The sequence below is a fragment of the Bacillus sp. 007/AIA-02/001 genome (assembly GCF_004634455.1).
Classification (GTDB): domain Bacteria; phylum Bacillota; class Bacilli; order Bacillales; family Bacillaceae_G; genus Bacillus_A; species Bacillus_A cereus.
Genome location: NZ_SEIY01000001.1, coordinates 364,796 through 388,733, shown reverse-complemented (window position 1 = coordinate 388,733; position 23,938 = coordinate 364,796). Strand labels below are relative to the sequence as shown.

Here is a 23,938-nt window from a genome sequence, read left to right as displayed (position 1 = left end):
GTTTAGTAAACCGTTTCTTTAAAGAAGAATCCTGTATCTAACGGACGATTTACTGGTTGCATTTCTTCTATTTCTTTATATAGATCATCTTTCACGTCATAATATGCATCACGATCTTCTACGCATAAATCAATCGCTTGACGATATTTCTTCGTTACTTCAATAATGTATTCAGAGCTTTTTAGTACACCGTCGATTTTTAAGCTATCAACTTCAGCATCGATTAGTTCCTCTAATTCATCGATGAAACAAATGTCGTTCGGACTCATAATGTGAGTACCATTTTCATCTTCATAAATTGGATATTTATTGTTACGCTCTGGGTCATATAAGAACATATTCTCTTCATATTTTTTCTTTTCAATGTCAAGATTACGTCCTTGATACTCAAAGTAGTTTCCTACTAATGAACGCTTCGATTGGAACATACAAGTCATACCGTGAATTTGTACTTCCAGTTCCACTTCAGCATTTTCTTTTAAATCAACAATTTCATCTAAGCTAAGCTCACGAGCTAATACAGCACGCTTTGATCCTCTTTGTCCCCAGTAATTACAAGTGAACCAGTTTGTTGCTGTCGTTTCTGTATTCCAGTGCAACTGCATATTTGGTGCTACTTCACGAACAGCCATTAATACCGCTGGATCTCCGAAAACAATTGCATCTACATTTACTTCGTTTAAAAATGAAACGTAATCTGTTAATTCTTCTACTTTATCGTTGTGGAACATAGCGTTCATGGCTACGTATACTTTCACACCATTTTCATGTGCAATCTTCACAGCTTGTTTTACATCTTCACGTGAAAACTCCCCTGCTAAACGTAAACCAAACTTTTGCTCACCGATCATTACCGCATCTGCTCCTGCTTTTGCAAGTTGTTCGATATCCGCCACCGCTCTTGGCGTTACTAACAATTCAGGTTTCTTCATACCTTGGTCACCCTCTCTTTTTACTAACAGCTACTCCATCACCAATTGGGAAAATCGTTGTATCATATCCTTCATGGTTCATAAGCCACTCATTGTACGTCTTAATACGACGGATTAAACCACGTGTACGTCTGTTTTCAATTTTCTCTTTTGTCGTTACAAGACCGTGGTACATAACATTATCTGAAATAATTACGCCACCAGGATTTAATAACGGTTCATATAAGTCAAAAAAGCGACGATACTGTCCTTTTGCTGCATCAATAAAAATAACGTCAAATGTCCCGTGTTCTTTTACTTGTTCACCTGTCTCTAACGCATCACCGTAAATAACTGAAATACGATCTGTTACTGGGGAACGTTCTATATATTCAAGTGCTTTTTCATATCGCTCACGATTGCGCTCAACTGTCACAATACGTGAATTTGGAATAGCTTGCATCATACGAATACTAGAATAACCGATTGCTGTTCCAAGTTCTAAAATGCTTTTCGGTCCAATTAAACGTAAAAATTGCAGCATAAATTCCATTCCAAGTCGATCCATAATCGGCACATGATTTTCTGTTGCATATTCTTCCATTTCAAGAATTAATTTATCTTTCGGATCAATAAATGATAATAGGTACTCGTTAACTGCATCCTCCATAAATGGTCCTCCTTATTTACATGGAGAAGTGCCTCTATGACGTCTTTTCACACATAGAATGCAATAAAAATACAAGCCAGCTTTATCCTTAGCTTGTACGTCCCGTTTTGATATTAAAAACGATTCTTCTGCCAGTTTTTAACCCGATATATTTTACCACAAAAAAGAGGGATGTGCGACTTTTTTCGCTATCCCTCCCCATTTCACTATTTTTTCGTAATGTATTTTTGCTTTAATGCATTATGCTCTTCTAATGTTTTCGCATAGTACACTTCACCACTTGGTGCAGCTAAGAAATAATAATAATCTGTTTGCGCAGGTTCTAACGCAGCTTCTACTGAATGTTTACCAGAGTTTGCGATCGGCCCTACCGGTAATCCTTTTACAACATACGTATTGTACGGTGAGTTGACCTTTAAATCTTCGTATAATACACGTTGTTTATGCTTTCCAAGTGCATATAATACCGTTGGATCCGTTTGAAGCGGCATACCTTTTGCTAAACGATTATAAAAGACACTAGAGATCTTTTGACGATCTGTAAAACCAGTTGCCTCTTCTTCAATAAGTGAAGATAATGTTAAAAGCTGATGAACATCCCAATTCTTCGCTTTCATTTTCGCCTCATTTTGAACAATGATTGCATTTGTTTTCTCAAGCATTGGAATTACAATTTCTTCTAACGTCGTATCTTTCTTATAAAACGAATACGTTGCAGGATATAAATAACCTTCTAATGGGTATTTAATATTGCTATCAAAGATTTTATCCGTTAATAACTTCGGATACTTTTGCTGCATTTTTTGAATAAATGCTTTATCGTTTAATTGACGCGTAACATCATCTTTATTCCACTTTAGTTCTGTCGCAATCGTTTCTGCAATTTCAGTTACTTGCGCCCCTTCTTTAATCGTCACTTTATAAAGAGCTGGACGATGCACGTTGCCAGATGACATTTGTTCAATCACATCTTCAGCATTCATTGAAGGATTTAATAAATATGTACCTGCTTGTAAACTTTTCGATTTAGCCTTTGTATAAAAACTAAAAACTGTACCGTTTTTTACAGCGCCTTTTTCTTCTAAAATTTCTCCAATTTTACTTGTAGATGATCCTTTCGGAATTTCTACTTCAATCTCTTTTTTATTCCCGCTATCAACTGGTCCTAATGCGGATGAAATATACGCATAGACTGAACCACAAACTAAAAGCAGTGCAATAATCGAAAATAAAAAGATACGTCTACGCTTCTTTTTCACTTGATTCTCTATCAAAACATTTCCTCCTTACTTAATTGTAGACCGTATGTACACCTTTCTATACAGCACGATGTAAAAACGCAAAAAATTCACTTATCTTTTTTAATTGACACTTTATTTTTCTACAATCCGTCTCATTATACTACAAAGACTTACACAGTTTCGACAAAAAATCTTTCATTTTACATATAAATACAAAAAAAGATGGACTGTATGTCGTCCATCTTTTCAGTACTTATTATTCAGCTTCTTGCTCATCAGCTAGAGTGTTGAACATTTCTTGTACCATTTCCCACTCTTCTTCAGATTCGATTGGAAGTAAAGTTCCGCCCTCTTCTTCATTTTGCTCATAAGCCATTGCATCATAAATTTGGTCTCCATCTTCGTCTACTTCACCGATTGGAGAGAAGACTACGTATGATTTTTTTCCAAATTTTTCAGCGTCAAAAGTGAAAATAATTTCACATAAATGTTCGTTACCTTTTTCGTCTACAATTGTAATTTGATTTTCTTCCATTTTGGTCACCTCTTATTTACTATCTAAAAATCCTTGTAAGATTACGACTGCAGCCATCTTATCAATTACTTGCTTTCGCTTCTTACGGCTTACATCGGCTGAAATGAGCAGACGTTCCGCTGCCATTGTTGACAAACGCTCGTCCCACATTACAACGTCTAATTGTAACAGCTCTCGTAGGTTTTCTGCAAATTGTTGGCACGCTTCACCACGCGGGCCAATTGTACCATTCATATTTTTAGGTAAACCTACTACTATCTTGTCCACATTGTACTGCTTTACTAACTCAGAAATACGATCAAAACCAAAGTGACCTCGTTCTTCGTTAATCTTAATTGTTTCTAATCCTTGTGCTGTCCAGCCCATTTCGTCGCTAATTGCAACTCCGACTGTTTTTGTACCTACATCTAAACCTAATATCCGCATAAACTACTCCTCACGATGATGTTTCAAGTAAGACTTCACAAGCTCTTCAATTAACTCATCACGTTCAAGCTTGCGAATGATGCTACGTGCATCTTTATGGCGAGGTATGTATGCTGGGTCTCCACTTAATAAATAACCGACGATTTGGTTAATCGGATTATAGCCTTTTTCTTGAAGTGCATCATACACAGTTAAAAGTACATCATTTACATGGACACTCTGTTTTTCATCTTGAATGCTAAACTTCATTGTTTTATCAAAACCGTCCATTTCAAGCACCTCACTTATATAGTAAGTATAGGGAGAAGAACTTCTCCTCTCCCTACCATTGTACACTACTATCTCTTTATTTTGAAACAGATTTAACGTACTCTTGTACAAATGCTAAAGCTTCTTCGACTTGAGCTGGGTTTTTACCGCCTGCTTGTGCCATATCAGGACGGCCGCCACCGCCACCGCCGCAACGAGAAGCTACTTCTTTCACAAGTTTACCAGCATGGTAACCTTGGCTAATTAAGTCTTTCGTTACACCTGCTAGGATGTTTACTTTATCGTCATTAACAGACGCTAATACAACAACTGCTGACTCTAATTTATTTTTCAGATCATCCATCATCGTACGTAAGTTATTCATATCTGCAACATTTACTTTCGCTGCTAATACATTCACACCATCAACTGTCATTACAGAATCAGTTAAGTTTCCAGCTTCGATATTGCTTAATTTCGCAGCAAGAGATTCATTTTCTTTTTGCAGTTGTTTCACTTCAGCAAATAGACCATCAACTCTTGTTAAAATATCTTTCGGATTTGTTTTCATTTTTCCTGCTGCTTCTTTTAATAAACCTACTTGATCATTCATTAATTCGTATGCAGACTTACCAGTTACTGCTTCAATACGACGAGTTCCTGCACCGATACCAGACTCAGCAACGATTTTGAAAATACCGATAGAAGCTGTGTTATCAACGTGACAACCGCCGCAAAGCTCTAAGCTGTAATCGCCAACTTGTACAACGCGTACAACATCACCGTATTTTTCACCGAATAATGCCATTGCACCCATTTCTTTCGCTTCTTCGATTGCTTTTTGAGAAATCTCAACATCAATACTTTCCCAAATTTTCTCGTTTACCATACGCTCAATTTTTTCTAATTCGTCAGCTTGTACTTGACCGAAGTGAGAGAAGTCAAAGCGTAGACGTTCAGAAGTTACAAGAGAACCTGCTTGGTTAACGTGTGTTCCAAGTACGTCTTTTAATGCTTGGTGTAGTAAATGAGTTGCTGTATGATTTTTTACAACGCTACTACGGTTTTTTGTATCGATAATAGCTTTTACAGCCGCATCTTTCGTTAATGTACCTTCTTCAACAACAACTTTATGCAAGTTTTGGCCGTTTGGTGCTTTTTGTACGTCTTTTACAAGAACTTTCACACCATCCGCAAGAAGGTAACCACGGTCTGCAATTTGTCCACCGCTCTCAGCATAGAATGGTGTTACATCAAGCATTAATTGCCCTTCTTCACCAGCTTGTAAGCTGTCTGTGTATTCACCGTTTTTCACAAGTGCAACAACGTTACTTTCTGTTGCAACTGTACCGTAACCAACGAATTCGCTCGCTACTTTAATTTCTCCAAGGACACCACCTTGAACTTGCATAGAATCAACGTCTTGACGAGCAGCACGTGCACGCTCACGTTGTTTTTCCATTTCATTTTCAAAACCTTCATGATCAACTGTCATGCCAGCTTCTTCTGCATATTCTTCTGTTAATTCAATTGGGAAACCGTATGTGTCATATAGACGGAACGCATCTACTCCAGAAATAACAGTTGTTTTTTCTTCTTTTGCTTTTGCAATTACTTCAGCTAAAATCGCTTCACCATCATGAAGTGTTTCATGGAAACGCTCTTCTTCGTTCTTCACAACTTTCGCAATGAAATCTTTCTTTTCAAGTACTTCTGGATAGAAGTCTTTCATTACTTCTCCAACAACCGGTACTAATTCAAACATAAATGGACGATTGATGTTTAATTTCTTCGAATAACGAACAGCGCGGCGTAATAAACGACGTAATACATAACCACGGCCTTCGTTAGATGGAAGAGCACCGTCACCAACAGCGAATGTTACTGTACGGATATGGTCAGCAATTACTTTGAATGCCATATCTTTTTCTAAATCGCCATTACGATATTTTTCACCAGAAATTGTTTCTGTTGCACCAATCATCGGCATGAATAGGTCTGTATCGAAGTTTGTAGGCACATCTTGAACGATAGATGTCATACGCTCTAGACCCATCCCTGTATCAATGTTTTTCTTAGGAAGTGGTGTATATGAACCGTCTGGATTATGGTTAAATTGAGAGAATACAAGGTTCCATACTTCTAAGTAACGCTCGTTTTCTCCGCCTGGATATAATTCTGGGTCACTAAAGTCATTACCGTAGGCTTCTCCGCGGTCATAGAAAATCTCTGTATTCGGTCCACTTGGTCCTTCACCGATATCCCAGAAGTTTTCTTCTAAGCGAATAATACGCTCTTTTGGAACGCCCATTTTCTCATTCCAAATTGTGAATGCTTCTTCATCTTCTGGATGGATTGTAACTGATAGTAATTCTTTATCGAATCCGATCCATTTGTCGCTCGTTAAGAATTCCCAAGCCCATGTAATTGCTTCTTCTTTGAAGTAATCACCAATTGAGAAGTTTCCTAACATTTCAAAGAATGTATGGTGACGAGCTGTTTTCCCTACGTTTTCAATATCGTTTGTACGAATTGATTTTTGAGCATTTGTAATACGTGGATTTTGTGGGATTACACGTCCATCAAAATATTTTTTTAATGTAGCTACACCACTATTAATCCATAGAAGAGATGGATCTTCATGCGGAACTAGTGATGCACTAGGTTCTACTGCATGTCCTTTTTCTTGGAAAAAGTCTAAAAACATTTGACGAATTTGTGCGCCTGTTAGTTGTTTCATTGTATTTTCCTCCTTAAATATAAAAAACTCCCGTCCCTATAAAAGGGACGAGAGTTAACTCGCGATACCACCCTAATTATGAATTGATTACAATAACAATCAATCCATCACCTCATGGTGCCGTAACGTGGCAAGACGGCAGTGATTAGCTGCTCTCAGGATTAGCTTTCTGTTACCCTTCATTTAAAGCTTCTTTCAGCCATATGGAAGCTTCTCTCTATAAATGGGCTGTAACGTACTTGTTCCGTCATTGATTTAATGTATTATATGACTAAATATAATAGAATTCTCTTAAGTTTGTCAATGTAGATAATCATTTATATTGGATTAATTACTTATTAATCATAAGTATTCTACTATTCATTCTTAACAGCCTTTTCATATAGTATGCATTTATTAATAAATCGGAATCTCCTTATAAGAATAATTTATAAAAATTTCTAAATATTACTTTTTTTGTTATAATTAAATTATTGTTAATAAAATAAAGGAGCGATCACAATGACAACCTTACTTAGCAAAGCTAAAAACATATTAGCGACTGACGAAACGATATTATTTTACGCAGCATGTTCATTAGACATATTTATTTATCGTTCCGTCGCAAGGCCAGGAATGCTAATTTTAACGAACAAAAGGCTATTTTTTTATGGGCCAGATGTAAGTAAGAATCCAATATTTGAAGAGTACTCTTTCGCAAAAATTTCTAATCTAAAAGAACAAAAGCGTCTTTTCAACAATCAAATTGTATTTATGTATGATAACGAATGGAAAAAAATAAAACATATTCAAACAAATGATGTGAGCTCCCTCGTTCAAAAGATACACGAGCAGCTTTCTAAATAAATATATGATTAGCCCTCTATTTCTTACATAGAGGGCTTCTATACTTACACATCTTCTTTTTTCAAGAGCGGTCTCACATGAACAATGACAGTGCGAATAACTGCTAAAATCGGAACCGATATTAGCAATCCTACAATCCCAGCTACCTCTCCCCCAACTAGTAAGGCAAGCATAATAATAACGGGATGCATACGAAGTGACTTACCAACGATGTAAGGCGATAAAATGTTACTCTCCACAAATTGCAAAATCGCAATTGTGATCCCCGCCTTAATAAGTAAACTCGTTGATACTGTTGCTGCAATCATTAACGTCGGGATTGCTCCTAAAATAGGACCGAAGTACGGGATTATATCCGTTACCCCAATAATAATGCCAAGCAATAATGGATATTTCATACCGATAAACCAAAAAGAAAGAGCTGATACTCCCCCTAATACTAAACAAACAAATAACTGTCCTCGAATATAACTTCCAAGTGATTTATCAATTTCTTTCGCAAGCATTTGCCCCGTACCTCGCCATTTACTTGGGACTAGTTTCCAAAAGATATGATAAAACTCACCATAATCTTTTAATATGTAAAATACAATGAACGGTATTAAGAAAATAATGAGCAATGAATCGAGTACACCACGAGCTGTACTCATCACTTTATTTAAAAGCGCTTGAATCTTCGTTTCCACACCCACAAAAAGTTGTTTCACCTTTTCATGAATGAACGAAGGGAAATTCGCCGTTTGTTCTGTAACGCCATCCATCCACGAATCGTACATTTTTGTAAACTGCGGAAATTGTTCATTAATCTCTTGTAACTGTTTAATAACGACTGGTGTTCCTTTATAAATCCCATAACCAATTCCGCCAAAGAAAAGGATATAAATGAGCAAAATGGCAAGTGTACGGGGCATCCCTTCCTTATGAATTTTTTCAATTAAAGGGTGCAATAAATACGCAATAAAACACGCGATAAGAAACGGCGTGATTGCTACTTTAAATACAAAAATAATCGGTGCCCATAGCGGCTTAATTTTTAAAAAGACGAGCAGACAAAGAAAAACAAGTAACAATAATCCTAAACGATATATCCAAATGATTTTAAGATTCTTCACATGAAAAACCTCCTCCACCTTTATTTTGAAAATAAATGGGGTAGGTTATGTGCGAAACTTTTAAAATCTTTTCATACGGACCATACTGTTTTTTAAAGACGTACATATAAATAACATAACAAGGACAACCACCCCTGAGAATACAGCATGAATTAATATAATCAGGAGGGCTAATTATGGTTTTGTTTATGCTTGGATTATCAGCACTTTTTATGATTCTTGAATGGATTTGTATCGGGTTCGGTATTTGGAAGGGGTTCTTTATTCATTCCTCACGTAAAGAAAAAGCGAAGCAATTATGGCAGTATGGAATACTTGGCGTTGGCTGCTACGGTCTATCTTATCTTTTCTCAGAGATCGGACTTTTTTATTTACATATGGGTGCATAAAAAAACTCCCTTGTCTACAAGGGAGTTTTTCACTTTATCGAAATGATTATAAGTAAGACTTAATCATCTTACGTGCTTTTTTCATATTGCGTTTTGAAAATACATCTTGCTTACGAGCATATTGATATGCTGCAGCTCCAACACCTAATGCGATTAATGAATTGCGTAGATTCAAAGTAAATCCCCCTTTTCGTTATCCGATCGTTCTTTCATTCTCATCAAATAAATCATCAAGAGAGCTTAGTGAACCATCTTCCTCAACTTGATGCGTATGGATTTTCCCCTTTGAAACCGATAATTCGATATAACAATTCCAGCAATAAAATTGGTTGACACCTATTTTTCCAATGTCTTTCCCTTTGCAATTTGGACAAATAAACATATGGCTTTCATCTCCTTACAGTCTCCCAGATTCTATTCGCCATTATGTCCAAACTGCATTCATTTATACATTTTACTGGAGCCTTTCAACGCTATGCTTTTGAAAGTTTCACTATATAATTTCACCTTGTTACATGAAATCATACGGTGAAATGTTTTCCACGTCCATTTCCTCGCCATTAACTGTGACCATCTGTACTTCTCCTTGTGATTCTTGCAAGCGACTAGCTAAGGTTGTTTGACGCATTGCATCATCAAGGCGATTTACACCAGATTGGAAAGCTGCTTCCTCTCCGCAAATAATAAGGAACTTCTTACTTCTTGTAATGCCCGTGTAAATTAAATTACGACGTAACATACGGTTGTAACTTTTCACGATTGGCATAATAACAATCGGAAATTCACTACCTTGTGATTTATGAATGGAACAACAATATGCATGCGTAATTTGATTTAAATCGGGCTTCGTATACGTTACCTCAATTCCGTCAAATGAAACGATAATCATATCTTGTTGCTCAACGTTTTCTTTCGCATAAAACACCGAAACAATTTCTCCAATATCACCATTAAACACTTGGCTCTCCGGCTGATTCACGAGTTGCAGTACTTTATCGCCTCTTCGGTACACAACATCACCGTAAGCAATTTCTTTACTCTTTTCCCTCTTCGGATTAAATACTTGTTGCAGCGCTTCGTTTAATACATTAATACCAGCAGGCCCGCGGTACATCGGTGCTAATACTTGTACATCTCTTGCGCTAAAGCCTTTTGTTTTAGCATTTTCACAAACTTTTTTCACAACCTCAACAATTTGAGCTCCTGTACAGCCGATAAATGAACGATCTTTTTGATTTTGTGCTAAATCTGGTGGTAGAGTTCCATTTTTTATCGCATGGGCAAGTTGAATCACTGATGAGCCTTCCGCTTGACGATAAATTTCAGTAAGCTTCACTGTCGGAACTGCGCCTGCATTTAATAAATCTTTTAATACTTGTCCAGGTCCTACAGATGGCAACTGATCTTCGTCACCTACAACGATAACTTGAATGTTCGTCGGCAACGACTTAAATAGCTGATTTGCAAGCCAAATATCAACCATTGAAAATTCATCGATAATAAGGAGCTTACCTTGGACAGGATCCGTTTCATTACGCTGGAAAGATCCTTCTGGCGTCCAACCAAGTAAACGGTGAATTGTGCAAGCTGGAAGTCCTGTCGATTCACTCATCCGCTTCGCTGCTCTTCCTGTTGGAGCTGTTAATAGTATTGGAAATGGATTATCATCACTGTATTCATTCGGATTTAACGATAACCCGTGTAGTGATGCATACATTTCAACAATCCCTTTAATAACTGTTGTTTTCCCTGTTCCTGGTCCACCTGTCAATAACATCATCGGTTTATGAAGTGCCGTTTGAATTGCTTCTTGCTGAAACGGTGCATATTGTACGTTCAGTTGTTCTTCAATTTCACCTAACGTTTTTAACACTTCTGCTTCTGGAAATGAAGGTGTTTCTTCTTGATTCATAAGCCTGCGAATAGACTTTACAACACCTTTCTCAGAGTAGAATAACGTTGCTAAATACACTCGTTCTTCTTCTATGATGACTTTCCCTTCACTTTGCATCGTTTCAATACAACCTATAATATCTTCCTCAGTCACTCTTCCTTCTTGATTGTTTAAAAGTGACATCGTTTCTCTTACAAGTTGATCTTTCCTCATATAAACGTGACCAAGTTGTAATGAGACATTCTCTAATGTGTAAAAACATCCTGCGCGTACACGGTCGTCATGATTACCCGATATCCCTAACGCACGCCCTATATCATCCGCTCTTCCAAAACCAATCCCGTCCACTTCTTCGATAAGTTGATACGGATTATTACGAATCACTTCTAATGTCATCTCTTTATATTGCTGGTAAATCTTAATAGAAAGTTTCGTTCCAAAACCGTAGCCATTTAAAAAGCTCATTACTTTCTCTAGCCCTTGATGTTCAACAATTGTCTCATATATTTCCTGAGCCTTTTGTTTATTAACGACACCATTTAATGCCTCAGGGTCATCCATAATTTTAGAAATAGCATGTTCTCCGAGATGGTCCACAATTTTTTCAGCTGTACGCTTTCCTATCCCTTTAAATAAATCACTCGCTAAATATTGCACCATACCTGCTTTTGTTTGCGGCAATTCTTTTTTAAATGTTTCAACCATATATTGTTTTCCATACTTTGGATGGTCCTTAAAATGACCTGTCAATGTAAACACTTCATCTTCATGCATGCGGGGAAAATGACCGTTTATCATTACTTTCTTTTCGTCATACGTTTCATTCGTTTCAATGACTTTCATACTGACAACGGAATAGAGGTTTTCTTCGTTGTGGAAAATGGTATGAAGAACTTGCGCTTTTATAAACTTTTTCTCTTCCTCAAACAAATCCATTGCATGTTGATTTCCCATTTTTCCTCTCCTTTCCGGTATTTTCACTTTAATGAGCAGTACATCCCCCACCTTTTTAGATGAGGGATAACTACCCATTAAACTATATTTTTATCTTATTCAGCTTCTTGCTCTAATAAACGAACGCCATTACCCGCTAAAAAGTGATCTGGCTGAATTTCAGTTGCTTTCTTAAATAAAGCGAGAGCCTTCTCATTATTTTCCTCAAATACGTACGCAACACCTAAATTGTAATACGCATCTGCATGCTCCTCATCCATTTCTAATACCTTTTCAAAATAAGGTTTCGCCTCTTGAACGTGTTCTAATCGCGCGAAGCAAAGTCCGCACTGGAATACAGCTTCTACATCGTTTTCATCTAATTCTGTTGCTCTTTGTAAGAATGGTAGTGCAAGACGATCATTTCCAAGCTGTACATGTGTGATACCTAACATAAATGTTACATCAGCTGATTGTAATCCAGCTTGCATTGCTTGTTCAAATACAGCTTTCGCTTCAGTAAATTGCTCTTGGCCATAATATACATTTCCTAAACCATAATAGGCTGCTGCAGATTTATCATCTAACTCTAGTGCACGTTTATAAAATAAAATCGCTCGCTCGCTATCACCTAATACGTCTAATAAATTTGCAAAATTAATGTACCCAAGCGCATCTTTCGGATTTTCTTCGATTGCTTCTGTAAAATTTTTAGCTGCTTCTTCCCAGTTTCCTTCTTGCATATATTGAATACCTGTTTCAAGTTTGTTTGACATGTCCTTCACCTCTACAACAAATTATAACAAAGAATGTATTTTCCAAGCGAACGAAAATTCGCTTTATGTAAAAGAAACCTCTAACCGCTAATCGGCAGAGGCTTCTCATTTATCCTAAATAATCCAATTTCTTACCACTACGGTATACTTCATCAATTGTAGCACCGCCTAAGCACTCATCTCCATCATAGAAAACGACTGCTTGTCCTGGTGTAATTGCACGAATTGGCTCATCACAAAGAATACGAACTGTATTTTCATCAACGATTTGAACCGTTACTTTATTGTCTTCTTGACGATAACGGAATTTCGCCGTGCACTTAAATTCTGTTTCTTTTTCTTTGTTACTTACCCATCCTACATTCGTAGCAATAACTTCATCACCATATAGAAGTTCGTTATGGAATCCTTGATCAACATATAAAATGTTTTCTTTTAGATTTTTCCCAACAGCAAACCATGGATCACCATTACCACCAATTCCAAGGCCATGACGTTGTCCAATTGTATAATACATTAAACCGTCATGCTTCCCTTTCACTTCACCAGATAATGTTTGCATTACACCTGGTTGTGCCGGTAAGTAGTTACTTAAGAAATCTTTAAAGTTACGCTCACCAATGAAGCAAATACCTGTACTATCTTTTTTCGCCGCTGTCGCTAAGCCAGCTTCTTTCGCCATTTCACGAATTTGCGGTTTCTTTAATTCACCTAACGGGAACATTGTTTTTGATAATTGCTCTTGGCTTAATTGATTTAAGAAATATGTTTGATCTTTATTGTCATCAACACCGCGAAGCATTTTATATTCGCCGTCCATATAAGCAACGCGTGCATAATGGCCTGTTGCCACATAATCCGCACCAAGCGCAATTGCATGCTCTAAAAATGCTTTAAATTTAATTTCTTTATTACACATTACATCTGGGTTTGGTGTGCGACCAGCTCGGTACTCATCTAAGAAGTACGTAAATACTTTATCCCAGTATTGTTTTTCAAAGTTTACTGCATAATACGGAATACCAATTTGGTTACACACTTCAATTACATCATTGTAATCTTCTGTTGCTGTGCAGACACCATTCTCATCTGTATCATCCCAGTTTTTCATAAAAATTCCGATTACATCATAACCTTGCTCTTTTAATAAAAGTGCTGCTACAGATGAATCGACGCCACCGGACATTCCGATGACAACGCGTGTTTCGTGAGGTAGTTTGTTCATCATGTCACCTCCCATACTAATTTTGTGTTAATCGCTTCACGATTTTCACTGTTTCGTACGCCGCTTTTTCAATTTGCTCTTTCGTATTTCCAAGTCCAAAACTAAAGCGTACGGATGAACGTATTTGATCGGAGTCTTTTCCAAACATCGCTACTAATACATGTGATGGATCAATCGAACCAGCTGTACAAGCAGAACCACTTGATACTGCAATACCAGCTAAGTCTAAGTTCACAAGAAACGGTTCAATGTTCATTCCTGTAAAACTTACATTAAGTACATGCGGTAAGCGATGTTCTAAGTTTCCGTTTACCTCGAAAGTAATGCCTTCATTTTTGAAGACAGATACCATTATATCTTTAAACTCTTCATATTGGGCATTTTTTTGCTCACGAGTTTTTTCAGCTATAAGAATTGCATGCTGAAGCCCAGCAATACTAGGCACATTTTCCGTACCAGCACGGCGTTTTCTTTCTTGCTCTCCGCCTATTAATAACGGTTCAAATTTCACATTTGCACCAGCGTATAAGAAACCTACACCTTTTGGCCCGTTAATTTTATGAGCTGAAATTGATAATAAATCAATACCAAACTCTTTCACATTAATTTCTACTAAACCGTAAGCTTGTACCGCATCTGTATGGAAATACGCTTGATGCTCTTTTAACAGCTTTCCTATTTCCACAATCGGTTGCATCGTCCCTACTTCATTATTCCCAAACATAACAGATACAAGAATCGTCTCTTCTGTTAATGCCTTTTGTATGTCAGAAACTTGAATGCGCCCTGTTTCATCGACAGGTAAATATGTCACTTCAAACCCTTCACGCTCTAACAATTCGCACGTATGCAAAATCGCATGATGTTCAATTTGCGTCGTTATAATGTGGTTACCTTTATGACGGTTCGCACGTGCTACACCGATAAGCGCTAAATTATCAGCTTCTGTACCACCGCTCGTAAATATAATTTCATTCGGATTCGCATGAATGCTGCGTGCACACACTCTTCTCGCCTCATCTACTGTGTGACGAGTTTGACGTCCATAAAAGTGAATACTAGACGGGTTCCCGAATATTTCTGTCATATATGGAATCATCTTTTCGACCACTTCTGGGTGAGTCGGAGATGTCGCAGCATGATCTAAGTAAATGCGTTCCATTAAATCTCCTTCTTTCCAAATCGTTTCACAAGGAATTAAATGTAAAACATATAGCCCCCGTGATTTTCTTCCTCATAACGTACTAAATCTTCTAACGTTGTACTATCTAACACTTCTTGCACCGCATCACGAACACGCATCCATAATTGGCGTTGTGCTGGTTCTTCTTCTTCTATCATTTCTACAACACTAATCGGACCCTCTAATACACGGATTACATCTCCAGCTGTAATGTTAGCCGGCTGATCTGATAGTACATATCCGCCATATGCTCCCCGCGTACTCTTTACTAGACGCGCGTTACGAAGTGGTGAAATTAATTGCTCTAAGTAATGTTCCGATAAGTCATGTGCCTGCGCAATTGATTTTAATGAAATCGGACCTTCACCAAACTTTTTTGCAAGATCAATCATAATTGTTAAGCCATAGCGGCCTTTCGTTGAAATTTTCATCTATTTTGCACCTCTTTTCAAATTTTCACTTCTATTGGTTATATCTTATTTATAAAAAGAACACAATTTAAAATCCTATGAAATTATAGCATAATATAGTATTATAAGAAATTTCAACTTGTGTATCAAAATGATAACATAAAATCACATTGAAAAACTCGGGAATTATTACAATTGAAAGAAAAATGAAAATATTATCATTTATTTTCCCCATAAAACAGCATCCTATTTCAAATTTCGTAGAAAAAAATGATACGATAGAACGAGATTATATATTAAGGGAGACGGTCCAAATGAAACAACCACTCGCACATCGAATGCGCCCTACAAATATTCAAGAAATTATTGGGCAACAACATTTAGTTGGTGAAGGAAAGATTTTATGGCGAATGGTCCAAGCCAATCATTTTCAATCTATGATTTTATACGGTCCTCCAGGTACAGGAAAAACATCCATTGCCAGTGCAATTGCTGGAAGTACCGGTACCCCGTTTCGTCTATTGAATGCTGTTACTCACAATAAAAAAGATATGGAAGTTGTCGTACAAGAAGCGAAGATGCATCGACACCTCGTTTTAATTTTAGATGAAGTTCACCGTCTAGATAAAGCAAAGCAAGACTTTCTATTACCTCACTTAGAAAGCGGACTTCTTACTTTAATTGGTGCAACGACAAGTAATCCATTCCATGCAATAAACTCCGCTATTCGAAGCAGGTGTCAAATTTTCGAATTACACGCACTAACAGAAGATGATATTTTAATTGGGTTAAAAAGAGCTTTAGAAGATAAAGAAAAAGGCCTTGGAGAATATGCTGTAACGGTAACAGATGAAGCACTACATCACTTTGCAAACGCCTCTGGTGGTGATATGCGTTCCGCTTATAACGCACTTGAGCTTGCTGTATTATCTAGCTTTACTACAGACGATCAAGCGGCTGAAATCACACTCGAGATTGCGGAAGAATGCTTACAAAAGAAGAGCTTCGTTCACGACAAAGGCGGCGATGCTCATTATGACGTATTATCAGCATTTCAAAAATCAGTGCGCGGAAGTGATGTAAATGCAGCGCTCCATTATTTAGCACGCCTTATTGAAGCAGGTGATTTACAAAGTATTGGCAGACGCCTTCTTATTATGGCTTATGAAGATATTGGACTTGCTAGCCCACAAGCTGGACCACGTACACTAGCTGCAATTGAATCAGCTGAACGAGTTGGATTCCCAGAAGCACGCATCCCACTTGCAAATGCCGTTATCGAGCTATGCTTATCACCAAAATCAAATTCAGCTTATAAAGCACTTGATGCTGCATTACACGATTTACGCAACGGTCAAACAGGTGACATTCCAAGCCATTTAAAAGATAGTCATTACAAAGGCGCAGAATCACTTGGAAGAGGCATTGGATATTTATATCCACACGACCATCCAAACGGCTGGGTCAGGCAACAATACTTACCTGATAAAATAAAAAACAAGCAATATTATAAACCGAAAACGACAGGGAAATTTGAGCAAGCCCTTTCTACTGTTTATGAAAGATTACAAACTTCGAATAAAACGAAAAATAAAGGGTAACATAAACGAAAACGTCACCATTATGGAGGCTTCGCTTATGAAAACACGTCAAGATGCATGGACAAAAGAAGATGATCTCCTTTTAGCAGAAACTGTTTTACGACATATTCGCAGTGGAAGTACACAAATAAAAGCATTTGATGAAGTCGGCGATACGTTGAACCGGACTTCAGCAGCTTGCGGCTTTAGATGGAATGCTGAAGTAAGACCAAATTACGAAGATGCTGTGCAGCTTGCGAAGAAACAACGTAAAGAATTAAAGCGCTCTGAAGCTAAAATAGAAAAAAATCAGTTCACGAAAACGAAACAACTCGTAATCGATGCTGAGTTTTCTGAAGATATTACGCCAAGTAAACAAGAACTTACGATGCAAAATGTCATCTCATTTTTGCAAAACTTGGAGCATAATAACCCTTCACTCGCAAAGTTGCAAACTGAAAATGATGTATTACAAGCTCAGCTCACTTCTCTGCAAAAAACGAATCATGAACTTGAAACGAAATTAGCGGTACTCACAAAAAAACAACAAGCAATCGAAGAAGATTACGCGATGCTTGTTCGAATTATGGATCGTGCTCGAAAACTTGTTTCGGTCGAAGAGCAAGAAGAGCAAATTGCCCCGATTTTCAAAACCGATCAAAACGGGAATTTAGATATTATTTATTCTGCTGAGAATTAAAAACAGGGATGTCACTTTTTTAACTGAGTGACATCCTTGTTTGTTTTCGGTAAATCATATATATACATGTCGGTAAATGAAATTATATTAACGATTTTTCGAATATATCTATCACAATTTGCAATATATCAACGATTCAATAAAGGATATCGATTTAACGACAAAGATTGACAATAACATTCCTCCTTGTCATACAAGGAAACTCCTAAAACGGATTAGATATTTTTTACTAAAATGTTATTATAAACATATACCTTTAAAGGGGGATGGTTGCTATTTCATTAATAATCTTCAAAATAACTCTTGGCCTTCTCGTCCTGACTTTAGCTCTTTTCACCATTAACAGTCTAAAAAAGACATCCGCCTATAAATCAGATAAATATGATTTTTACTTACTAACCTTACTTACATTTGAACTAGTAGTGATGCAAATTTCCATATTTCTTTAATACATATAAAAAAGCATATATCCAAAATGGATATATGCTTTTCTTTTATTCTTGCCCTACACGTTTCACTTCTACATTTTTAATACGTTCACGTACAACGTGACTTGCCATAATTAAGCCTGCCACAGATGGTACGAATGCATTTGATGAAGGCGGTAATTTCGCTTTACGAATTTTTGCATTTTCGTCTGGTACGATTTCTTTACGTACTTCTTCACGAATTACGATTGGGTTTTCGTCAGAGAAGACAACTTTTACACCTTTTTTAATACCCTCTTTACGAAGCTTCGTACGAATGACTTTCGCAATCGGATCTGTGTGTGTTTTAGAAATGTCCGCAATACGGAAACGAGTTGGGTCCATTTTATTTGCTGCACCCATACATGAGATAATTTTAATTTTACGACGTAAACATTGTTTAATTAAATGGATTTTGAACGTAATCGTATCAGATGCATCCACTACGAAATCTAAACCGTGTTTAAAAAACTCTTCATATGTTTCATCTGTATAAAACATTTCTAGTCCAATTACTTCACATTCCGGATTAATGTCTGCAATACGCTCTTTCATTAATTCTACTTTTGAACGTCCTACAGTAGATACTAAAGCGTGAATTTGACGGTTTACGTTTGTAATATCTACAACGTCTTTATCAACTAATACGAGACGTCCTACTCCAGAACGCGCTAACGCTTCAGCTGAAAATGAACCTACGCCGCCAATTCCTAAAATACCGACTGTACTATTTTTTAATATTTCAAGTCCTTCTTTACCGAAGGCTAATTCATTACGTGAAAATTGATGTAACATTCAGCTCTACACTCCTATTACAAAAATGGTCTACCATGTATTCTAGCGTTTTTCCGACTATTTGTATAGAAAAAGTTATAGAATTCCTAAAAATACATATTTCGAAAATGAAAACATAGACCAGAATTTCATTTCTTCCTAAATACACGTTTAAAAAAGAGGATTCAGAGAACCGAGGAGATCGAGGCGCTGAAGCCAGGAGGAGCGCAGTGTAGAAATACTACTCGAGCACCGGACTAGCGAAGCAACGATGAGATGCGACAGTTATCTGAACCGGACTTTTTAAACTTCCTTTCAATACACGTTTAAAAAGGAGGATTTAGAGAACCAAGCAGATCGAGGCGCTGAAGCCAGGAGGAGCGCAGTGTAGAAAAATACTACTCGAGCACCGGACTGGCGAAGCAACGATGAGATACGACAGTTATCTAAACCGGACTTTTTAAACTTCCTTTCAATACACGTTTAAAAAGGAGGATTTAGAGAACCAAGCAGATCGAGGCGCTGAAGCCAGGAGGAGCGCAGTGTAGAAAAATACTACTCGAGCACCGGACTGGCGAAGCAACGATGAGATGCGACAGTTATCTAAACCGGACTTTTTAAACAACCTCTCAAAAAAAGTCTAGACGGTTATAGTATAACCATCTAGACCCTATTCTTACTTCTCTTCTTTTAAGCTTAATTTTAAGTTTAACTCTTCAAGCTGTGCTTCTGCAACTGGGCTTGGAGCTTCTGTTAATAAGCAGCTTGCGCTTGCTGTTTTTGGGAATGCAATTGTATCACGAAGATTCGTACGGCCTGCAAGTAACATAACAAGACGATCTAAACCTAATGCGATTCCGCCGTGTGGTGGTGTACCGTATTCGAATGCTTCTAGTAAGAACCCGAATTGCTCTTGCGCTTCTTCTTGTGAGAATCCAAGTGCTTTGAACATTTTTTCTTGTACGTCACGCTCGTAAATACGAAGTGATCCACCACCAAGCTCATAACCGTTTAATACAAGGTCATATGCTTGTGCACGTGCTTTTTCTGGTGCTGTTTCTAGTAACTCAACGTCTTCACGGAATGGCATTGTGAATGGGTGGTGAGCTGCGAAGTAACGATCTGCATCTTCATCGTACTCAAGAAGTGGCCAATCCGTTACCCATAGGAAATTATATTTACTTTCGTCAATTAACTCAAGCTCTTTACCTAGACGTAAGCGAAGTGCACCTAAGCTATCTGCAACAACGCTCTTCTTATCTGCTACGAATAGTAATAAGTCGCCAGCAGTAGCCTCTAATGTGCTCATTAACACATTTGCATCTTCTTCACCGAAGAATTTTGCAATCGGTCCTTTTAAACCGTCTTCTTCAACTTTAAGCCAAGCTAAACCTTTTGCACCGTATACTTTCACGAATTCAGTTAATGCATCGATGTCTTTACGAGAATATTTACTTGCAGCACCTTTTGCATTGATTGCTTTTACTTGTCCGCCGCTTTCTACAGCACTTGTAAACACTTTAAAGCCACAACCTGCTGCAAACTCAGATAAGTCTGTTAGTTCCATTTCAAAGCGTGTATCTGGCTTATCAGAACCGTAGCGAGCCATTGCATCAGCATATTTCATACGAGGGAATGGTGCACTAACTTCTACACCTTTTGCATCCTTCATAACTTTCGTCATCATACGCTCCATCATATCTAAAATTTCATCTTGTGTTAAGAATGAAGCTTCGATATCGATTTGCGTGAATTCCGGTTGACGATCCGCACGTAAATCTTCATCACGGAAACAACGTGCTACTTGATAGTAACGCTCAAATCCGCCGACCATAAGAAGCTGTTTAAATAACTGTGGTGACTGTGGTAGTGCATAGAATTCACCATCATGCACACGACTTGGTACTAAATAGTCACGAGCTCCTTCTGGCGTGCTTTTCGTTAAAATTGGTGTTTCTACTTCTAAGAACTCTTCTGTGTCTAAGAAGTTACGAATTGTTTTCGTTACGTCATGACGCATTTTGAATGTGTTAAACATTACTGGGCGACGTAAGTCTAAATAACGATATTTTAAACGCACATCTTCTGATGCATCTGTATCATCAGCAATGATGATTGGCGTTGTTTTCGCTGCATTTAGTACATTTACTTTCGTTGCTTGTACTTCAATACGACCAGTTGCCATATTGTCATTAATTGCGCCTTCACCACGTTCAACAACTGTACCTTCTACGTGTAATACGTACTCGCTACGAATTGTTTCTGCTACTTCTAACGCTTCTTTTGATGTTTCTGGGTTAAATACAACTTGTACGATACCTGTACGGTCACGTAAATCGATAAAGATTAATCCACCTAAGTCACGGCGTTTTTGTACCCAACCTTTTAATTGAACTGTTTGTCCAACAGCTTCTACTGTTACTTTTCCACATGCATGTGTTCTTTCAGCCACTGTAAGTTCCCCCTATATTAATTTCTCTGCTACGTATGAAGCAAATACATCTAACGCTACTTCTTCTTGTTCACCTGTTGCCATATCTTTTAAGTTAATGATGCCTTTATCTAGCTCATCTTCTCCTAATACAGCTACAAATTTCGCCTTTAGACGATCTGCTGATTTAAATTGTGCTTTCATTTTGCGATCTAAATAATCTTTTTCAACTGACAATCCAGCTTTACGAAGATCGAACGCAACTTTTGCAGCATGGTCTTTCGCTTTTTCGCCAAGCGCCACAACGTAACAATCAATGCTATGTTCAAGTGGTAATTCAATGTTTTCAGCTTTTAGCGCCATAATTAAACGTTCAATACTCATTGCAAAACCGATACCTGGCATTTCTGGTCCACCGATTTCTTGTACAAGTCCGTTATAACGGCCACCACCGCTTAATGTAGTGATCGCACCGAAACCTTCTGCCTCACTCATAATTTCAAAAACAGTGTGTTGGTAGTAGTCTAAACCACGCACTAAGTTCGGATCTTTTTCAAACGGAACATCCATCATCGTTAATAGCTCTTGAACTTTGTCGTAGTATACTGCTGAATCTTCATTTAAGTATTCTGTAATAGATGGTGCTGTTCCCATTAATTCATGGTTACGGTCCTTCTTACAATCTAAAATACGAAGAGGGTTCTTTTCTAAACGAGATTGACAGTCAGAACAGAACTCACCGATACGTGGCTCAAAGTGTGCGATTAACGCATCACGGTGTGCTTGACGGCTCGCCGCATCACCTAAGCTGTTTAATACAACTTTAATATTTTTCAAGCCCATGCCGCGGTAAAATTCAACAGCAAGTGCAATTACTTCTGCATCAATTGCAGGGTCATTACTGCCGATTGCTTCGATACCGAATTGTACGAATTGACGATAGCGACCTGCTTGTGGTCTTTCATAACGGAACATTTGACCGATATAGTATAATTTCGTTGGTTGTGTTGCATCACCAAACATTTTATTTTCAACATAAGAACGTACAACAGGTGCAGTACCTTCTGGACGTAATGTTAAGCTGCGCTCTCCACGATCTTGGAATGAGTACATTTCTTTTTGTACGATATCTGTCGTATCACCAACACCGCGTAAAAATAGCTCAGTGTGCTCAAAAATTGGTGTACGAATTTCTTTATAATTGTAACGACGGCAAATTTCGCGTGCTTGCCCTTCGATATACTGCCATAACTCAACAGTGCCTGGAAGAATATCTTGCGTTCCGCGTGGGATTTGAATAGACATATTCAGTTCCTCCTCAAATTGTTTTAATCTTAATAAAAATAAAAAAACTCCCGCCTCTACTGTTTGAACAGTAGGGACGAGAGTATTATACCCGTGGTGCCACCCTAATTGAAGCACTTATGCTTCCACTTTTTTAATAACGCTTAAATATGCGTTCATCCCTACTAAGCGTATATGCCGTTCAAGTTGAAACCTCTAGAGTGTCATTCAATCAGTCATCATGTAGAAATGTTTTCAGCCTAAGACATTTCTTCTCTTTCCATGTGTGTCTCATTTACTCTTCTCTATCAACGGTTATATTCATATGTAAATATAAAATTACTATACGTTTGTTAAGTAGGATTGTCAAGTGCTCTAAGAACGTTCAATCTGCTTCTTTAAACGCTTTACATCTTGAAGAGAAATCCCAAACTCGGAAGCAAGCTCCATTGAAGTATTGTTTTGCTCTTTTGAAATAAAATCATGAAAATTCACGTTAAATAGTTGATTTGCACCATTTGTAACAGAATGCCCTTTTTCATTCATACGCATACGTATATCCCTCACATTCAATATGGATGTTTTACTTTTTATTGTTCCATATTGATGGGAGAGTTATACATAACCGAAACTGCTATTAATTCCAAATAAATGAACAAAACATACAACAATGTATAAAAAAGAGAGGATTATATAACCCTCTCTTTTTTATCAACACTATTTACTTTCTACAATTAAGGTCACCGGACCATCATTGATTAAAGAAACATCCATCATTGCTCCGAACTTCCCTGTTTCCACATGTAATCCTTGTTTACGAACTTCTTCATTAAAGAAATCGTATAAACGCTCTGCATAATCAGGTTTCGCAGCATCCATAAAGTTTGGACGTCTTCCCTTGCGGCAATCTCCGTATAATGTGAATTGCGAAATAGATAGAACTTGTCCTTCTACATCAAGTACAGAATGATTCATCTTTCCGCTCTCATCTTCAAAAATACGTAAGTTTGCAATTTTTTCCGCAATGTAAGTTGCATCTTTTTCTGTATCTTCGTGCGTAATGCCAACTAGTAATGTTAAACCGAACGGAATTTGTCCTACGATCTCACCGTCTACTGTGACAGACGCTTTCTTTGATCGTTGTAAAACAACTCTCATCTTT

24 protein-coding genes and 2 other annotated features are annotated in these 23,938 nt (G+C 37.5%); of the genes, 4 read left to right on the top strand and 20 right to left on the bottom strand.

Going from position 1 to position 23,938, the window contains the following annotated elements; all coding sequences use genetic code 11:
* Positions 1 to 2 precede the first annotated feature (2 nt).
* From ES895_RS02040 to alaS, 7 genes are all read right to left on the bottom strand, one after another.
* Complete coding sequence (locus ES895_RS02040) at positions 3 to 932, bottom strand: peptidase U32 family protein (protein WP_000742807.1); 930 nt, start codon at positions 930 to 932, stop codon at positions 3 to 5.
* Positions 933 to 939: 7 nt separating this feature from the next.
* The gene (locus ES895_RS02035) at positions 940 to 1,581 is read right to left on the bottom strand and encodes an O-methyltransferase (protein WP_000389102.1); all 642 of its coding nucleotides are present in this window, start codon (positions 1,579 to 1,581) and stop codon (positions 940 to 942) included.
* A gap of 206 nt (positions 1,582 to 1,787) precedes the next feature.
* Positions 1,788 to 2,855, bottom strand: a complete 1,068-nt coding sequence (gene mltG / locus ES895_RS02030; RefSeq protein WP_000572137.1) for an endolytic transglycosylase MltG — start codon at positions 2,853 to 2,855, stop codon at positions 1,788 to 1,790.
* A 223-nt stretch (positions 2,856 to 3,078) separates the two neighbouring features.
* Positions 3,079 to 3,357 carry a DUF1292 domain-containing protein gene (locus ES895_RS02025; protein ID WP_000392247.1) on the bottom strand — a complete coding sequence of 93 codons (279 nt, stop codon included), beginning with the start codon at positions 3,355 to 3,357 and terminating at the stop codon, positions 3,079 to 3,081.
* A 12-nt stretch (positions 3,358 to 3,369) separates the two neighbouring features.
* Positions 3,370 to 3,783 carry a Holliday junction resolvase RuvX gene (gene ruvX / locus ES895_RS02020; protein WP_001221193.1) on the bottom strand — a complete coding sequence of 138 codons (414 nt, stop codon included), beginning with the start codon at positions 3,781 to 3,783 and terminating at the stop codon, positions 3,370 to 3,372.
* A 3-nt stretch (positions 3,784 to 3,786) separates the two neighbouring features.
* Complete coding sequence (locus ES895_RS02015; RefSeq protein WP_000348590.1) at positions 3,787 to 4,053, bottom strand: IreB family regulatory phosphoprotein; 267 nt, start codon at positions 4,051 to 4,053, stop codon at positions 3,787 to 3,789.
* A gap of 76 nt (positions 4,054 to 4,129) precedes the next feature.
* Complete coding sequence (gene alaS / locus ES895_RS02010; RefSeq protein WP_000811831.1) at positions 4,130 to 6,772, bottom strand: alanine--tRNA ligase; 2,643 nt, start codon at positions 6,770 to 6,772, stop codon at positions 4,130 to 4,132.
* A 40-nt stretch (positions 6,773 to 6,812) separates the two neighbouring features.
* Positions 6,813 to 7,032, bottom strand: a binding site (T-box leader).
* Between the two features lie 241 nt (positions 7,033 to 7,273).
* Between alaS and ES895_RS02005 the strand changes: the two genes are divergently transcribed.
* Entirely contained in the window at positions 7,274 to 7,618 is a 345-nt protein-coding gene (locus tag ES895_RS02005; protein WP_000209584.1) for a PH domain-containing protein, read from the top strand.
* 44 nt (positions 7,619 to 7,662) lie between these two features.
* Here the strand turns inward: ES895_RS02005 and ES895_RS02000 are convergent, their stop codons facing one another.
* A complete protein-coding gene (locus ES895_RS02000) occupies positions 7,663 to 8,730 on the bottom strand; it encodes an AI-2E family transporter (protein WP_000793128.1) in 1,068 nt (355 codons plus the stop codon).
* Between the two features lie 176 nt (positions 8,731 to 8,906).
* Here ES895_RS02000 and ES895_RS01995 point away from each other — a divergent pair, with 176 nt between their 5' ends.
* Positions 8,907 to 9,119, top strand: coding sequence for a hypothetical protein (locus ES895_RS01995; RefSeq protein WP_000242535.1), 213 nt, complete (start codon positions 8,907 to 8,909; stop codon positions 9,117 to 9,119).
* A 46-nt stretch (positions 9,120 to 9,165) separates the two neighbouring features.
* On the opposite strand, the gene ES895_RS01990 is transcribed toward ES895_RS01995, so the two are convergent.
* The 7 genes from ES895_RS01990 to cymR form a co-directional block, all read right to left on the bottom strand.
* A complete protein-coding gene (locus tag ES895_RS01990) occupies positions 9,166 to 9,294 on the bottom strand; it encodes a YrzQ family protein (RefSeq protein WP_001053553.1) in 129 nt (42 codons plus the stop codon).
* Positions 9,295 to 9,312: 18 nt separating this feature from the next.
* Complete coding sequence (locus ES895_RS01985) at positions 9,313 to 9,501, bottom strand: hypothetical protein (protein WP_000469281.1); 189 nt, start codon at positions 9,499 to 9,501, stop codon at positions 9,313 to 9,315.
* Positions 9,502 to 9,630: 129 nt separating this feature from the next.
* Positions 9,631 to 11,967, bottom strand: coding sequence for an SF1B family DNA helicase RecD2 (gene recD2, locus ES895_RS01980; protein WP_000528086.1), 2,337 nt, complete (start codon positions 11,965 to 11,967; stop codon positions 9,631 to 9,633).
* 95 nt (positions 11,968 to 12,062) lie between these two features.
* Positions 12,063 to 12,722, bottom strand: coding sequence for a tetratricopeptide repeat protein (locus ES895_RS01975; RefSeq protein WP_000066409.1), 660 nt, complete (start codon positions 12,720 to 12,722; stop codon positions 12,063 to 12,065).
* A 109-nt stretch (positions 12,723 to 12,831) separates the two neighbouring features.
* Positions 12,832 to 13,947 (bottom strand): tRNA 2-thiouridine(34) synthase MnmA, encoded by a 1,116-nt coding sequence (gene mnmA / locus ES895_RS01970; protein WP_001038010.1) that lies wholly within the window; start codon positions 13,945 to 13,947, stop codon positions 12,832 to 12,834.
* A 16-nt stretch (positions 13,948 to 13,963) separates the two neighbouring features.
* A complete protein-coding gene (locus tag ES895_RS01965) occupies positions 13,964 to 15,109 on the bottom strand; it encodes a cysteine desulfurase family protein (RefSeq protein WP_000439892.1) in 1,146 nt (381 codons plus the stop codon).
* Positions 15,110 to 15,144: 35 nt separating this feature from the next.
* Positions 15,145 to 15,561 carry a cysteine metabolism transcriptional regulator CymR gene (gene cymR / locus ES895_RS01960; RefSeq protein ID WP_000704116.1) on the bottom strand — a complete coding sequence of 139 codons (417 nt, stop codon included), beginning with the start codon at positions 15,559 to 15,561 and terminating at the stop codon, positions 15,145 to 15,147.
* 293 nt (positions 15,562 to 15,854) lie between these two features.
* On the opposite strand from cymR, the gene ES895_RS01955 reads away from it, so the two are divergent.
* Both ES895_RS01955 and ES895_RS01950 read left to right on the top strand, forming a co-directional pair.
* Entirely contained in the window at positions 15,855 to 17,141 is a 1,287-nt protein-coding gene (locus tag ES895_RS01955; protein WP_000812919.1) for a replication-associated recombination protein A, read from the top strand.
* 37 nt (positions 17,142 to 17,178) lie between these two features.
* On the top strand, positions 17,179 to 17,820 hold the full coding sequence (locus ES895_RS01950) for an RsfA family transcriptional regulator (protein ID WP_000857722.1): 642 nt from the start codon (positions 17,179 to 17,181) through the stop codon (positions 17,818 to 17,820).
* Between the two features lie 494 nt (positions 17,821 to 18,314).
* On the opposite strand, the gene ES895_RS01940 is transcribed toward ES895_RS01950, so the two are convergent.
* From ES895_RS01940 to ES895_RS01920, 5 genes are all read right to left on the bottom strand, one after another.
* Entirely contained in the window at positions 18,315 to 19,082 is a 768-nt protein-coding gene (locus tag ES895_RS01940) for a tRNA threonylcarbamoyladenosine dehydratase (RefSeq protein ID WP_000903182.1), read from the bottom strand.
* Positions 19,083 to 19,737: 655 nt separating this feature from the next.
* A complete protein-coding gene (aspS, locus tag ES895_RS01930; protein ID WP_000840899.1) occupies positions 19,738 to 21,513 on the bottom strand; it encodes an aspartate--tRNA ligase in 1,776 nt (591 codons plus the stop codon).
* Between the two features lie 12 nt (positions 21,514 to 21,525).
* Positions 21,526 to 22,797: a histidine--tRNA ligase gene (gene hisS / locus ES895_RS01925; protein WP_000027084.1), complete on the bottom strand. Its 1,272-nt coding sequence runs from the start codon at positions 22,795 to 22,797 to the stop codon at positions 21,526 to 21,528.
* A 69-nt stretch (positions 22,798 to 22,866) separates the two neighbouring features.
* Positions 22,867 to 23,097, bottom strand: a binding site (T-box leader).
* Positions 23,098 to 23,151: 54 nt separating this feature from the next.
* Entirely contained in the window at positions 23,152 to 23,328 is a 177-nt protein-coding gene (locus tag ES895_RS29140; RefSeq protein WP_001242605.1) for a hypothetical protein, read from the bottom strand.
* A gap of 165 nt (positions 23,329 to 23,493) precedes the next feature.
* The gene (locus ES895_RS01920) at positions 23,494 to 23,934 is read right to left on the bottom strand and encodes a D-tyrosyl-tRNA(Tyr) deacylase (RefSeq protein WP_001266965.1); all 441 of its coding nucleotides are present in this window, start codon (positions 23,932 to 23,934) and stop codon (positions 23,494 to 23,496) included.
* Positions 23,935 to 23,938: the final 4 nt, after the last annotated feature.

What these genes read in the sequence shown, in the direction of transcription:
- mnmA (WP_001038010.1), bottom strand. Translation starts at nt 13,947, where the DNA reads ATGAACAAACTACCTCACGAAACACGCGTTGTCATCGGAATGTCCGGT.
- hisS (WP_000027084.1), bottom strand. Translation starts at nt 22,797, where the DNA reads ATGTCTATTCAAATCCCACGCGGAACGCAAGATATTCTTCCAGGCACT.
- ruvX (WP_001221193.1), bottom strand. Translation starts at nt 3,783, where the DNA reads ATGCGGATATTAGGTTTAGATGTAGGTACAAAAACAGTCGGAGTTGCA.
- ES895_RS01995 (WP_000242535.1), top strand. Translation starts at nt 8,907, where the DNA reads ATGGTTTTGTTTATGCTTGGATTATCAGCACTTTTTATGATTCTTGAA.
- ES895_RS01920 (WP_001266965.1), bottom strand. Translation starts at nt 23,934, where the DNA reads ATGAGAGTTGTTTTACAACGATCAAAGAAAGCGTCTGTCACAGTAGAC.
- cymR (WP_000704116.1), bottom strand. Translation starts at nt 15,561, where the DNA reads ATGAAAATTTCAACGAAAGGCCGCTATGGCTTAACAATTATGATTGAT.
- ES895_RS02040 (WP_000742807.1), bottom strand. Translation starts at nt 932, where the DNA reads ATGAAGAAACCTGAATTGTTAGTAACGCCAAGAGCGGTGGCGGATATC.
- ES895_RS02005 (WP_000209584.1), top strand. Translation starts at nt 7,274, where the DNA reads ATGACAACCTTACTTAGCAAAGCTAAAAACATATTAGCGACTGACGAA.
- ES895_RS01955 (WP_000812919.1), top strand. Translation starts at nt 15,855, where the DNA reads ATGAAACAACCACTCGCACATCGAATGCGCCCTACAAATATTCAAGAA.
- ES895_RS01965 (WP_000439892.1), bottom strand. Translation starts at nt 15,109, where the DNA reads ATGGAACGCATTTACTTAGATCATGCTGCGACATCTCCGACTCACCCA.
- ES895_RS29140 (WP_001242605.1), bottom strand. Translation starts at nt 23,328, where the DNA reads ATGCGTATGAATGAAAAAGGGCATTCTGTTACAAATGGTGCAAATCAA.
- ES895_RS02025 (WP_000392247.1), bottom strand. Translation starts at nt 3,357, where the DNA reads ATGGAAGAAAATCAAATTACAATTGTAGACGAAAAAGGTAACGAACAT.
- ES895_RS02015 (WP_000348590.1), bottom strand. Translation starts at nt 4,053, where the DNA reads ATGGACGGTTTTGATAAAACAATGAAGTTTAGCATTCAAGATGAAAAA.
- ES895_RS01940 (WP_000903182.1), bottom strand. Translation starts at nt 19,082, where the DNA reads ATGTTACATCAATTTTCACGTAATGAATTAGCCTTCGGTAAAGAAGGA.
- ES895_RS01950 (WP_000857722.1), top strand. Translation starts at nt 17,179, where the DNA reads ATGAAAACACGTCAAGATGCATGGACAAAAGAAGATGATCTCCTTTTA.
- alaS (WP_000811831.1), bottom strand. Translation starts at nt 6,772, where the DNA reads ATGAAACAACTAACAGGCGCACAAATTCGTCAAATGTTTTTAGACTTT.
- ES895_RS02035 (WP_000389102.1), bottom strand. Translation starts at nt 1,581, where the DNA reads ATGGAGGATGCAGTTAACGAGTACCTATTATCATTTATTGATCCGAAA.
- recD2 (WP_000528086.1), bottom strand. Translation starts at nt 11,967, where the DNA reads ATGGGAAATCAACATGCAATGGATTTGTTTGAGGAAGAGAAAAAGTTT.
- ES895_RS01985 (WP_000469281.1), bottom strand. Translation starts at nt 9,501, where the DNA reads ATGTTTATTTGTCCAAATTGCAAAGGGAAAGACATTGGAAAAATAGGT.
- ES895_RS01975 (WP_000066409.1), bottom strand. Translation starts at nt 12,722, where the DNA reads ATGTCAAACAAACTTGAAACAGGTATTCAATATATGCAAGAAGGAAAC.